10 protein-coding genes are annotated in these 13,742 nt (G+C 37.9%); 7 read left to right on the forward strand and 3 right to left on the reverse strand.

Features of this window, described 5'->3' with window-relative positions; all coding sequences use genetic code 11:
* Nucleotides 1-334 precede the first annotated feature (334 nt).
* Complete coding sequence (locus tag IQ236_RS14800) at nucleotides 335-1,441, forward strand: hypothetical protein (protein WP_193869953.1); 1,107 nt, start codon at nucleotides 335-337, stop codon at nucleotides 1,439-1,441.
* A gap of 137 nt (nucleotides 1,442-1,578) precedes the next feature.
* Entirely contained in the window at nucleotides 1,579-2,568 is a 990-nt protein-coding gene (locus IQ236_RS14805) for a fasciclin domain-containing protein (protein WP_193869954.1), read from the forward strand.
* Between the two features lie 90 nt (nucleotides 2,569-2,658).
* On the opposite strand, the gene IQ236_RS14810 is transcribed toward IQ236_RS14805, so the two are convergent.
* Nucleotides 2,659-3,744 (reverse strand): DUF3616 domain-containing protein, encoded by a 1,086-nt coding sequence (locus IQ236_RS14810; protein ID WP_193869955.1) that lies wholly within the window; start codon nucleotides 3,742-3,744, stop codon nucleotides 2,659-2,661.
* 191 nt (nucleotides 3,745-3,935) lie between these two features.
* Here IQ236_RS14810 and IQ236_RS14815 point away from each other — a divergent pair, with 191 nt between their 5' ends.
* Together IQ236_RS14815 and IQ236_RS28055 are read left to right on the forward strand one after the other, a co-directional pair.
* Nucleotides 3,936-4,214: a GlsB/YeaQ/YmgE family stress response membrane protein gene (locus IQ236_RS14815; protein WP_072718633.1), complete on the forward strand. Its 279-nt coding sequence runs from the start codon at nucleotides 3,936-3,938 to the stop codon at nucleotides 4,212-4,214.
* Between the two features lie 109 nt (nucleotides 4,215-4,323).
* A complete protein-coding gene (locus IQ236_RS28055; protein ID WP_193869956.1) occupies nucleotides 4,324-4,446 on the forward strand; it encodes an alpha/beta hydrolase in 123 nt (40 codons plus the stop codon).
* A gap of 42 nt (nucleotides 4,447-4,488) precedes the next feature.
* Here the strand turns inward: IQ236_RS28055 and IQ236_RS14825 are convergent, their stop codons facing one another.
* The gene (locus IQ236_RS14825) at nucleotides 4,489-5,808 is read right to left on the reverse strand and encodes a hypothetical protein (protein WP_193869957.1); all 1,320 of its coding nucleotides are present in this window, start codon (nucleotides 5,806-5,808) and stop codon (nucleotides 4,489-4,491) included.
* 391 nt (nucleotides 5,809-6,199) lie between these two features.
* On the opposite strand from IQ236_RS14825, the gene IQ236_RS14830 reads away from it, so the two are divergent.
* The 3 genes from IQ236_RS14830 (at nucleotide 6,200) to IQ236_RS14840 (ending at nucleotide 12,124) form a co-directional block, all read left to right on the forward strand.
* The gene (locus IQ236_RS14830) at nucleotides 6,200-9,301 is read left to right on the forward strand and encodes a coiled-coil domain-containing protein (protein ID WP_193869958.1); all 3,102 of its coding nucleotides are present in this window, start codon (nucleotides 6,200-6,202) and stop codon (nucleotides 9,299-9,301) included.
* 120 nt (nucleotides 9,302-9,421) lie between these two features.
* Entirely contained in the window at nucleotides 9,422-11,077 is a 1,656-nt protein-coding gene (locus tag IQ236_RS14835; RefSeq protein ID WP_193869959.1) for an alpha-amylase family glycosyl hydrolase, read from the forward strand.
* Nucleotides 11,078-11,251: 174 nt separating this feature from the next.
* On the forward strand, nucleotides 11,252-12,124 hold the full coding sequence (locus IQ236_RS14840; protein ID WP_193869960.1) for an SDR family oxidoreductase: 873 nt from the start codon (nucleotides 11,252-11,254) through the stop codon (nucleotides 12,122-12,124).
* A 25-nt stretch (nucleotides 12,125-12,149) separates the two neighbouring features.
* Here IQ236_RS14840 and IQ236_RS14845 read toward each other — a convergent pair whose 3' ends face one another.
* Nucleotides 12,150-13,631, reverse strand: a complete 1,482-nt coding sequence (locus IQ236_RS14845; protein ID WP_193869961.1) for a peptidoglycan-binding protein — start codon at nucleotides 13,629-13,631, stop codon at nucleotides 12,150-12,152.
* Nucleotides 13,632-13,742: the final 111 nt, after the last annotated feature.

Consider the following 13,742-nt stretch of genomic DNA (forward strand, 5'->3'; position numbering starts at 1 on the left):
CCCCGTCCCCCCGTCCCCTTCTCCCATAAACAGGGGCGGAAAAAGTTGATTTTGGGCCTTGCGAGGGACTAGATGTTTTTGGTTGTTGCTCTTGCAGCGTTTTTCTGCTAATCTCTATCTATAGATAGAGGCACGATTCGAGGAAAGTACCCTATATTGGTAAGCGTACTGGGTGCAATCCTTTATTCCCTCTGGTTAGTCTGGTGGAAACGGAGAGTCAAATCAATCGATTTATCGGTTGTGACTCTCTATTATTTTTTTGGGGCTTTTTTGAGTATACAATGGCCAGAGAGATAAATAAACCATTATTTTTTCATCCTTAATAGGCTCAACAATGGGAAATGAGAACAGGGCGCAGGAAGACCAAAACAACTTACAAGCTGAAGCAAACTCAGCCCAAAAAACGAACCCCTCAACGGCAAACTCAACAGAACAATGGTTCGTCGAACTGATTGCGGTAACAACAAAATTCTTTGAACAAACTACACTACAAACTCAACACTATTTAGCCAATGTAACAGCAAGTACCGGAGCCATTATAGATGCGATCGCTAAAAATCCAATTGTCAAGATTCTCAGCAATAATTTAGGAACAAGTTGGTTAGAAATTCTCCTCGGTGGCGTTAATATTGAACAGGCACAAAAAACCGTCCAAGATCTGCAAAAACAGTATCCTCAAGAAACCCCCAGGGAAATTGCTCACCGTTTAATGGTGCAGAAATCAATTCAAGCGGCGGGAATTGGGTTAGCAACAAATTTTTTACCTCCCCTGGCTGTGGCTTTATTTGCGATTGATTTAGTCACGACAACACGGCTACAAGCTGAAATGACCTATGAAATTGCAGCAGCCTATGGTTTAGATCTCAATGATCCCATCCGTCGAGGGGAAGTTTTAGCTATTTTTGGCTTATCTTTGGGGAGTTCTGTAGCGATCCAAACGGGTTTAGAATGGGTCGAAATTATCCCCGGTTTAGGGGCGGTTATTGGGGCTTCTTCTAATGCAATTTTGCTGTATGGTTTAGGTTATATTGCTTGTCGATTTTATGAAACCAAACTGCATCCTCAGACAACAGAATTAACGGTTCAGCGCTTTCAACAGGAAAGTCAAGATTATTGGAAATTTGCCAGTCAGCAACAACAGGTGATGGATCAAATTTTAGCTCAGATGATTTTAGCGTCTTATCCCGATCAATCAAAGTCTGATCTGATTCCTGAATTAGAACAAGCTCATCTGAGTTCTGAAGCGATAAAAGCAATCTCGACTTATTTAGAAACACCGATTTCCTTAGAGAATTTATTACAACAACTGCATCCTGATTTTGTCACGCCTGTATTAGTTCAATGTGAGCGAATTGCTCAAATAGACGGTAAAATGACCCCCGCAGAACAAGCCATTTTAGATGCGATCGCTAAAAAACTGAATCGTAATGGAAAATCTTAAGAATATTCTTCCTTAAAAAACTCTAAATTCCACATCAAAAAGCCTATTTCAAGAGTGATATGTCCTCGGCTGGATGGCGAATTAAACTCCCCTTTATACAGTAAGGAAAGAAACAAATTTTGGCGGAGTTTAAAATCATGGCATTCAATCGTTTTTATACCCACAGTATTGCTGTTTTAGGGATTGCCAGCTTAGGCATTTTAGGACAGGTTCCTGCTAGAGCAGAAATGCAATCTCCTAACTCAGGAATGCAGAATAGTCCCCAAATGCAGCAGAATATGGGGTCATCCCAGAATATTCTTTCTGTTGCTAATTCTAACGGTCAATATAATACTTTTATTCAAGCGGTTAGAGCCGCCGGACTAGAAAATATATTGACAGGTGAAGGTTCCTATACTGTCTTTGCCCCAACTGATGAAGCCTTTGCATCACTACCGGCTGGAACCTTAGAAAGGTTAATGCAGCCTGAAAATAAAGAAATGTTAAAACAGGTTTTATCCTATCATGTCATTGAAGGTGAAGTTGCTTCTAATCAAATGGCTGATGGAAGCATTGATAGTCTCGGAGGTGGACTTGCAGTTCGTGTAGCACCGGATCGGGTTATTGTTAATAATGCCAGCGTTGTTCAACCGGATATCGAGGCAACCAATGGTTTAATTCATGGGATTAATCGGGTTTTAATGCCAACTAATGTTCAGAATAGTTTAAGTCAAAATTCTCAAAACCCCCAACAAATCACTCAATTTGATAATAGCCAACCCTCGAATACACAAAACTTAGATTCTCCTTCGGATGCGCGAGATGTTGATTCTCAATCTGAGCGAGTTAATCCTCAACAACGCAATAACTCTTCAATGGATCGGATGAATAATAGTTCCCCGAATAGCACCGATCAAGAAATATTTGATGTTGATTCTCCTTCAGATTTGCGAGATGTTGATTCTCAATCTGAACGAGTTAATCCCCGACAACAACCCCGGCAGAATAATTCTACCACCAGTCCAATGAATTCTAATCCCTCTTCTAATCAAATGAATCAACAGGATTCTGACAATAACTCACAACCCAGTTTAATTGAACCCCATTCTCCTACCGATTCACAGCCCGGTTTCCCTGGCCAAATGTAATCAGGGTCAATCAAGAATTAAAGCCAATTGTTCCATAACAGAAAAACCCAGTTTTAAATCCTCTAAACTGGGTTTTTTATGTTTTATTATCTATTGAGCAGGATTAGACAATCGGAAAATATCTGTAAAAACTTCCCGTTCAGATAAAATTCGGTTAGGATTGGGCGAATCATAAACCACTAATAAACCGGGTTGTTCTAAACTATTAAAAAGTTCTAAACCTTCGGCGTGATCACTATCGAGACAAAATGGCAGATCAAACAAAAACTCTAACAATTCAGAATTAAAATAAGAGATCGTATTACTGGATTGAGCTAAAGCATTTTTCCAACGATAGACTTTCATGATGCCATCTAAATCCATCGTTGGCCCTGCTAAAATAATTAAATCTTCACCTTGTAAACATAACTCTCGAATTCCTAACCCCTTTAATTCAAAAAAGTGCTTGCGATATTGTTTGCCATTTTCTCCAATATTTTTGAGGGTTAAAACTCCGGGTTCTTTCTCTTCAACTTCTAATTCTAAAATCATGGCAAATCCTCTGAAAACAGGCCCTCGTAAGCCTAGGAAAATTTTATTTTCATAAACAGCCAATCCTTCAATATCTAACCCATTTTCCTTGGAAGGCAGAGGCGTTGATATAAATACACCTAAATGTTCATCTGTTTTTAAAGCTTCGATGAGTTGATTTCCGTCTGGAGACGTTTGAAGCACAGCGGCTCTGAACTCTTGATTTTCCGGTTCAACAGTTGAAAAAGACGACAATAATTGTCCATTTTTAACCGGAATTCGAGCTAAAAGATAACGATTTTTTTCCCTTTTGATTTCGGTTAAACGTTTGATATCTGAATTAACGTCTTTTCCCTTGGGCTTTTTCCGTTTCAGACTATGGGAACCCACCAACCAAAGATAGGAATCGAAATAATCTAAGCCTTCAATATCAATTTCTTCTTCGGGATTATCTAAAGGAATAAAATTGCTTAATTCAAAATGTTGATGATGACCATAAACATAAGATTCAATGGGAGAAAGTCGCTCAAGACCTGTTCCTTCATCGGCTCCTAACCATAAACTACCATCGGGTGTTAAGGCAACGGCTGATAAATTCGTTAATAACACATCATCGGGAGCATCAAAACGGAGAAGAAGACGGCTGAGTAAAAAACCTTCTGACATTGCTTTACCCTTGAATTAACTTGGTTAATCTCTAGTTTACTCAACGGAAGGAATCATGGCTAGAGTTTAGCTTCCCTCTGAAGCAAGATGTAAGTTATTCCTTTGGCTAGATGAGTTGTTTAACAGGCAATTGTTAAGATTAAAGTGTTAAATCAAAGCCTTAATAAAAAGGACTTAAGGGAGGAAAAATCATGGGTATTCTAGCTTGGATACTATTAGGTTTAATTGCAGGTGCTATTGCTAAAGCTATTTATCCTGGACATCAAGGCGGCGGTATTTTTGCCACCATTGGTTTAGGAATTTTAGGGGCTTTACTGGGTGGTTATTTAGGTCAAGTCTTCTTTGGAAGTGGGGGAGCGGCTGCTGCTTCAGCCGGAGCTTTAACTATTCCTAGTATTTTCTTTGCTGTGTTAGGTGCTATTATCTTAATTTTCCTGTGGGGATTAATTACTCGGAGAACAGTTGCTTAAATGAAGCCTGTAAACTTCAAGCGTTGGAGTTTCATTAGTCTTTTCACAGTTAACAGCATCAAAGTTCAAAGGAGTAGGATAATCCTACTCTATTTTTTTATAGGAGGGAATGGGGAATTACGAATTACGAATTACGAATTACGAATTACGAATTACGAATTACGAATTACGAATTACGAATTACGAATTACGAATTACGAATTACGAATTACGAATTACGAATTACGAATAGGCACTCTTGCAATAGAAATTTCTTCCCCTGCTCCCTGTTCTCTTATTGAAATCCTTTGTTTTTTTTAGCCGCTGTTTTACTTTTGGGTTTAGATTTCTGAACTTGAGTTAAAGCTTCCTTAAATAAATCATCTAAATGGCGAGGAACACTGGCAATTTCCGGTAAATTAGGTTCAGAAGGTTTATCATATTGTAATAAAATTTTATCTAAATCTTGTTCTAAGGAAAAATCCGGTTGCTCTAAAACCTGTTTTAAGATTTGTTCTAATCCTTGAGAAGCGTCCTGTTTTAACTGTTGCCAAACATAATAGTTAAATTGGGGTTCTTTCAAATATTTTCGCACTTTAGTTTCTAACTGCGGAGTATTTTCAGGCGTAGGAATCTTTAAAAGCTCGATAAAAGCAGTATAGTTCGGTAGGAATAGTTGTCCCCAGCGAGGATGGGAAAATACGGTTACTTCGTCTGCTTTTTTAATCTCATCGGGTAACTCAACTTTAGGCATGACCATTAAGGTTTTAGACTCCAAAACTTTAGCAATCTCTTGCTCCGTTGCACCCGATTCTAAGGCGGCTGTTTTTAGGTCTTCAGCATCATTTCCCGCTTCTTCTGCTAATTCGCGTAAAGATTTAGATTGATCAATTCCGGCTGCTGCTAACCGTTTTTGATTAAATTGTTCATAAAGTTCGTTGAGTTTTTTATTCAGTTGATAGCCCGATAAACTAATTTGATCTTGACCAAAAAAACTAACAAATTCTTGATGATATTCAGCCACCGACTCCCAAGACTCTTCTAAGAGTTCTGGTGCATCACTATATAAAAATTCTTTGTAATTTTTTTTGAATTCACCAATCACAACGGCTAATTTAGGTTTACCCAATTTTCCTTTTAAAATTCCTGACCCTAAAAACATCCACTGATTTTCATTTAAAGGTGCAATTCGAGCTAAAATAATTTCACCCGGTTTTAAACGGCTGAGTTCAGGATCACCAGAGGCTTCATCCCAAACCACTGGATAACATTTAGCTGTTAACCAGTTCATTAACTTAAATTGTTCTCCGACACAATCTATGACTTCAAATAAGCCGAGAAAACTTTTAGACCAACCGTTTAATAAGACTCGTTCTTCTGGCGTTAATTGGGGATTTTCTGCTAAAAAAATTTCTAAAGGGGTTTGTTGACCGACTTTACCCTGCAAAACAAAGGTATCAATCATTAAATTTTGAGCTTTAATATCATGACGTTCTCGACCAGAATGTTGAGCCGCATAAGTTTCTAAAGCGATCGCTAATTCTCCTTCTGCATCGTAGACAAAATCAACGATTTCTTCTTTTAATTTTTGAGCGTGTTGTAAGGAACGATTCATAGAAATTTTAGGCAGATGTTGATTAGTCCTGTTCAGGGTGAGGAAATCTCACCCCTACTTTTACTCACACGATTGTTAATCCCAACGGATAAGTCTCGTCCTTATTTCTATCTTAAATCTAAACAATGAGATTGAGATGAAAACTAGAGTAGAGTTTTATTATAAACTTTATTTCTTAATTTTAATTCTTTCCCTGGATAGATGATATTTTATTTTTTTTGATTAAACTTACGAATTTATTTTGTTTCATCCTTGGGGTAGATGATTTCGCAACCGTTTTTCCTACACACTCAAGATTGTAGCTGAAGAGCTTAATAGGAGGGTTTGCTCAAACAACTTTCAGCCTAATATTTTGTTTAATAAAAATCGATGAATCAACAAGGAACCGATTATGGTTAAAACTTTAGAACTAATCCATCTAACAACTGGATTAATTGCCCAATTTTCTACGAATAATACTAATGTCGATACCGTTGAAGAAGCTGCTTTAGTATTTAGTGGCCCTCAATTTTTTACGGCTTTAATCTCCGGGGTCGTCCTCGCTTTCGGTATCCAACTTTTATTAACAAACTTGGGAGTAGCGGCGGGAATTTCAAACCTAGGCAATTCTTCCAGTTCTGATTCAGATGATCATAAATCTTCTTCCGTAGGGGGAACGCTGAAAAAAGTCGGAAAAACCCTAGGAATTGCCACGGTAATTACGGTGACATTGGCTTTATTTGTGGCTTGTTTATTAGCGGTTAAACTCAGCCTTTTAACCTCGCCAACCTTGGGAGCAATTGTGGGTTTAGTCATTTGGGCTACCTATTTTTCCCTCTTAGTTTGGATGAGTTCGAGTACCGTTGGTTCGATGATTGGTTCTGTTTTTCAAACCACTTCATCGGGGATTCAAAGCTTATTTGGAATGGCAAGTGCAGCCTTTACAGGAGCAGCAGCCAGTAAACAAATTGTCGCCACCGCCGAAGCCGCAGCCAGTGCCGTGCGTCGGGAACTAACGGCCGGAATTGATCCGATTACGATGCGTGAACAAGTCGAAGAATATTTAGAAAAATTACGTCCCCCGCAATTAAATCTTCCCGAAATTCGTCGAGAGTTTGAAACGATTCTCAATGATCCCAATCTAAAAGAAATGGGAGGTCAGGCTTCTTTACCGAATTTCACTCGTCAAACTTTTATTGATTTAGCCAAAAGTCGCACAGATTTATCCCGTCGGGATGTGGAACGAATTGCCGATCAATTAGAAAGTGTTTGGCGTCAAACCGTTGGCAAAATGCCTCAGCCTCAAGATATGATGGGGGAGTTCGTTAATTATCTCAAAACAGCGACTTCTCAGCAATTATTAGGAACAGATTTAAACAAAAAAATAGATGACTTAATTGCTCAACAAAAACAAAACAATCCCAATCAACCTACAAGCATGATGTCTCAAGGCTTAACGATGAGCCTTAATAGTTTAATTGGACTGGTACTCGGACGCAGTGATCTCTCAGATTTCGATGTTGAAAAAATTCTGAATCAGTTAAATCGTCTCAAAAGTCAAGTGGGTGAACAAACCCATAAAATTGCTCATCAATTGACAGCTAAGGAGTCTTATAGTCCGATTAAAGCTGATGTTGAAAACTATCTCCTGAATACTTATTTTTGGGACATGAAACCCCAACAAGTTGAGCAGGATTTTCGAGATATAATTTATGATCCCAATGCCGATCCTGAATTAACAGCAGAACAATTACACCAATTAAAACGCACTGATTTTGTAAATTTATTAAGGCAACGGGGCGTTTTTACCCAAGCAAGAATTAAAGAATTAGCAGATCAATTAGAAGCTATTCGCTTACAGGTATTACGAGTTACCGAAGAAGCGATTGAGCAGGAAATGCAATTAACCGTTTTAGGAGATGTGGAACATTATATGATCACCACCCCTGCTGATGAATTAACCTCGGAAAAAATTCTCTTGAATTTAAAACCCATTTTGGAAGATAACCAGGTCAGTTTTGAGCAGTTAAGTCAACGTTTAGCTCCTTTAACACAACGTTGGTTTGAACTTGTCCTGCAAAAACGTGGGGATTTATCCTCCGACGATGTTTTAATTGTGGCGGCGAATTTAGACAGAGCAAAAGCATCTGTTTTGGAAGAATCGGAACATCGTCAAGCTGAAATTAAAGCCAATGTAACTCAACAATGGTTGCAAGTAAAATCTTATCTTCGGGATACCGGAAAAGCTGAATTAAATCCCGATGGGATTGAAACCAATTTAAGAACTTTATTTGAGCATCCTAAAGTCGGAATGGCAGCCATTCGTGAGCGTATTTCTCAATTTGATCGCGATACTTTAGTACAGTTACTCACCACTCGAAATGATTTAAGTGAAGCGGAAGTTGAGCGAATTTTAGATCAAATTGAATCAACTTGGTTGCAAGTTCGTTATACCCCAGAACGCTTAATTGGAAAAGCTCAACAACAGTATGATCAGGCGATGAATTCGATTGCTGATTATCTCCGAAATACAGGAAAAGATGAATTGAATCCCGAAGGCATTCAACGAGATCTCAATTTATTATTAGAAGATCCTAAGTTGGGAATTCGAGCGATTCGCCGACGGCTTTCTAAAGTTGATCGAGATACATTAGTTCAGTTATTAAACCAACGTAATGATTTAAGCGAGGAACAAATTAATCAGACAATTGATAGTACCTTATCGACGTTACAAGGTATTGCTAAAACCCCTCAAAGGTTAGCTCGGAGAACTCAACATAAAGTTCAGGATTTCCAAAGTGCTTTAGCCAATTATTTACGCTCAACGGATCGGGAGGAATTAAATCCAGCCGGAATTCAACGGGATTTAAAATTACTCCTTCATGATCCGCGTGTGGGTGTAGAAAGTTTACGAGAACGGTTATCTCATTTTGATCGGGAAACCTTAGTGGCTTTGCTCGTTCAACGGGAGGATATGACAGAAGCAGAAGCTAATCGAATTGCTGATCAAATTTTCCAAGTTCGGGAACAATTGTTAGAGCAAATCCACAGTATTCAACAGCGAATTCAATCGGTAATGGATGGAATTTTAGATCGAATTCGTAACTATTTGAATAGTTTAGAACGACCGGAATTAAATTATGAGGGAATTCGGGATGATATTCGCACCTTATTTGATGATCCACAAGCGGGTTTTGAGGCATTACGGAGTCGTCTTTCTCAATTTGATCGTAATACTTTAGTTGCGCTTTTAAGTTCACGGGAGGATATTTCAGAAGCGGATGCGAATCGAATTATTGATCAAATTGAACGGAGTCGCAACCGGGTTTTACAACGGGCTGAACGTCTACAAATGGATGCTCAAATGCGTGTAGAACAAGTTAAACGGGAAGCCCAACATCAATTAGAAGAAACCCGAAAAGCCGCAGCCGCAGCCGCTTGGTGGTTATTTTTTACGGCTAGTCTTTCTGCGATCGCAGCCGCAGGTGCAGGGGCGTTAGCAGTCATTGGTTAACAGGCAAAATTCAAGATCATGTCTAGTGAATTGACCTAAATCTATTAAAAAAGTCATGCTTTTTGATGGCGTGAATTGAACTAGACATGATTTCTCATTAAACATTAAGGACTTAAAAACATGGCTAATTTAATTGAATTTTCATTGTTTGCTCCTTATAATAAAGAAGCAGCACTAATCGGGTGTTTTTCTAATTGGAAAGATATTTCGATGAAAAAGGGTAAAGATGGTTATTTTCGGGCACAAGTAGAGTTAGAAGATGGAACCTATCAATATAAATTTCGAGTACGTTCTAAAAGTTGGTTTGTAGAACCGGATGAATGGGTAGAAATTGTTGATCCCTATGCTACAGATATTGATGATCCGACTCAAAATGGCATCATTCGGATTAAAGAAGGGGAAAAAATTATTGATACTTATGTTTGGAAAAATGATGATAAACCTTTACCCCCCGACCATGAATTAGTGATTTATGAAATGCACATTGGAGATTTTTCTGGCGGAGAAGATGACCCCTATGCACGGGGTAAATATCAGCACGTTATCGAAAAGTTAGATTATTTGTGTGATTTAGGCGTAAATGCCATTGAATTGATGCCTGTTAAAGAATATCCAGGGGATCATAGTTGGGGATATAATCCTCGTTATTTCTTTGCTACGGAGTCTAGTTATGGCACAACTGAGCAATTAAAAAACCTGATTGATGAATGTCATGGACGAGGAATTCGCGTGTTAATGGATGGGGTTTATAATCATTCAGAATCTTCCTGTCCTTTAACTCAAATTGATCATGATTATTGGTATCATCATGATCCAAAAGATGCTGAATTTAACTGGGGGCCAGAATTTAATTATGAATTTTATGACGAAAATTTAGACACCTATCCGGCTCGAAAATTTATTGGGGATACGGTGAGATTCTGGATTCAAGAATATCATACTGATGGAATTCGTTATGATGCAGCCCGACAAATTGGTAACTATGATTTTATGGGTTGGGTTGTGCAGGAAGCAAAACAGGAAGCTGGAGTAAAACCCTTTTACAATGTTGCTGAATATGTGCCAGAAAACCCCAGTATTACCAACGTTGATGGGCCGATGGATGGCTGTTGGCATGATAGTTTTTATCATATTCTAACGGATCATTTATGTGGGGATACCTTTGATTTAGAACAACTCAAAGACATTTTAGATGGCAAACGTCAAGGGTTTATGGGGGCTACAAATATGGTTAATTATTTGGGCAACCATGATCAAAATCGGTTAATGGTGGAGTTAGGAAATCGAGAGATTTTTGACGAAGATGCCTTTAAACGAGTGAAATTAGGGGTAGCATTATTGATGACAGCCGTAGGCATTCCTTTGATTTGGATGGGGGAAGAATTTGGAGAATATAAACCCAAAACTATTGATTCGGCAAAAATTGATTGGACATTATTAAGCCATGACAATAATCAAGGTTTATTTCAATATTACAAAGGCTTGATTTTTTTACGAAAATCCAATCATGCTTTATATACTGAAAATATTGAGTTTTTCCATGAAGATGCGGATGCTAAAGTTTTTGCTTATACCCGATGGAATGATCAAGGATCTCGTGTGGTTGTTGTTGTTAATTTCTCTGATCAATATTTAGCAGGTTATCAAGTTCCCCATTTCCCTGCAAATGGGACTTGGCATGAGTGGACAAATAATTATGATATCGAGTCGGGAGATGACAACATTCTCATCGATTTACCCGAATATGAGGCGAAGGTTTTTGTTTGGAAAGAATAAAAAATTGGGAAAAATGTTCCAAGTATTAAACGGGTATTGATACAAGAGCTATGTAAGGTTGCCTATGTCTTTAGGCATAAATTTATCGCTGAAATTGTAAATTTCTTTCTGATGAAAGAACCCGATTAAATTGGTTTGGAATATCTTAAGAAAGTAAAGAAACGAGGTTTCGTTATGCAAACTGATAAACATCATTTTACTCCGGCTGAAATTCCAGCACAGAAACTCGACTATCCGGCTTCTCAAGAAGATATGATTCCCCAGCCCCAAACGGATTTATCTGGGTATAAACCGGCTGGTAAATTGCAAGGAAAAGTCGCTTTAATTACAGGTGGTGATTCTGGAATTGGTAGGGCTGTTGCGATCGCTTATGCTATGGAAGGGGCTGATGTGGCGATTGTTTATCACCACAATGAACAGGATGCAAAAATCACCTGCCAAGAAGTACAAAAACAGGGTAGAAAATGTTTACAAATCAAAGCAGATGTGCGCGATTTTGCCTCCTGTGAACAAGCGGTAAAAGAAACGATTCAAAAGTTAGGAAAACTGAATATTTTAGTGAATAATGCGGCTTATCAAATGGCTCAGAGTAACCTTGAAGATCTGAGTTTAGAACAGTTTCGTGAAACTATGGAAACTAATGTTTTTGGATATTTCTATATGGTGAAAGCATCATTAAATCATCTCAAAGAAGCAGACACTATTATTAATACGGGCAGTATTTCAGGACAAATTGGTCGAGATATTCTGGTTGATTATGCAACCAGTAAGGGCGCAGTACACGCTTTTACGAAGTCTTTAGCAGCCAATTTAAGCAGTCGTAATATTCGAGTTAATGCTGTTGTTCCGGGTGCGGTCTGGACTCCAAGTATTCCCGCTAGTTTACCCATTGAAGAAGTGAGTGAATTTGATAAGACAAGCCTGATGCGACGTGCGGCTCAACCCGAAGAAATCGCTCCTGCTTATGTGTTTCTAGCTTCTTCTGATAGTAGTTTTATGACCGGAAGTTTAGTAGAAGTTACGGGAGGAAAATTAACTCATCGATAGGGAATTACGAATTACGAATTACGAATTAAAATTGATCCTGTAAAACCATCAAACTTCCGGTGTAACACGCTACCCAAATTTGATGGGTTTCAGGATCAAAGGTAATTCCAATGGGGTTTAAATCTACGGTAATATTATCGATCAGTTCCATTGTTTCAGTGCGAACTTTACTCACCGTATTAGAATAGTAATTGACAATATATAAATACTGATTATCGGGTGATAATACCATACTGCGAGGTGCACTTCCGGTAAAGATTTTGCTAATTATTTCTCCAGTTTTTGTCTCAATTTTAGCAACATGATCATCCCCATTTAGGGTGACATAGAGATATTTTCCTGTACTATCTAAGACTAAATGGCGGGGATATAATCCTACATTATATATCCAATTAACGCTATAATCTTCTAAATTAACAACGGCGAGATCTGAAGTTCCCATCACCGCAATATAAGCAATTTTTGAGTTTGGATCAATCGCAATTCCACGAGGAAATTGACCTAAAGGAATTCGTTTAATTTCTTGGTTAGATTGACTATCAATAACACTTAAATCTCCTGAACACCAATTACTGACTAAAACCCAACGATTATTCGGAGAAACCGCAACATATTTGGGAACAGAACCCACTTTAATGACAGTTTTAATCTCTAAAGTTTCAGTATTAATTTTATAAATAAAACTCGGATCAAATTGATCGGAAGGTTCACAGGTATCATAGCCAGGATTGGTAAATTCCGAACCAAACATCTCATAATTACTAACATAAGCTGATTTTCCATCGGGAGAAAATGCTGCTTCTACGGGAGAACCTTGATATTGATTATCTTTAAAATGGGGATAGCCATAATCCTTTAATTTGACTTCATCCTTGATTTTTTTAATTAAATTAAACTCCCGATCATAAACATTAATCGAATGTTCATACATCATATTCTGGACAAAAAATAACCCATTTCCTGAATAAACAACAGATTTGGGTGCTAAATCCCCTTTAATTCGTTTTTGAAGTTTCAATTCAGCATTGAGACGTTCATCTATAGGGTTTAAAGTTTCAACTTTATGATCTAAATAACGCGAAGATAAACTTTTCTTTTGTACCTTATTTATTAATACAGAATTTGTATTTTCATCGACTTTACCATTCGCTTCAATTCCTTGATCTTTTTGAAAGGTTTTAACAGCGTTTTCCGTTGCTTGATCATAATTTTCGGTAATTCTCCCTGACCAATATCCGGCTGCTTTTAAACGCTGTTGTAGATGACTGACTTCTGTTCCTTGACTTCCTTTTTTTAATAAAAAATCTGTTGAACTTGCTTGATTAAACGTAATCAGAGATAAAGTGAATAGCAGTAAAGAACCTGTTGCTAAAGCAAACTGATGGTTTTTTTTACCATTTTGTTGAGAAACTGTGTGATGTAGAAGTTGTTCCTGATTTGAGAAAATGCTCCCCTCCACAGGTTGCTTTTGAACAGTATCCTGTTCTGAACTGATTCTTTTCGTCATGTTTCCTCACACCTAATGATCGAGATTTCGTTAGGGAATTTCCCCACTTCATCTTGTATCCCGTTTTTGGGGTTAGTTCAACAGTTTAACATTTCCTGACAATTTAGGTGA

This window comes from Planktothrix mougeotii LEGE 06226 (assembly GCF_015207485.1).
Taxonomy (GTDB): Bacteria; Cyanobacteriota; Cyanobacteriia; order Cyanobacteriales; family Microcoleaceae; genus Planktothrix.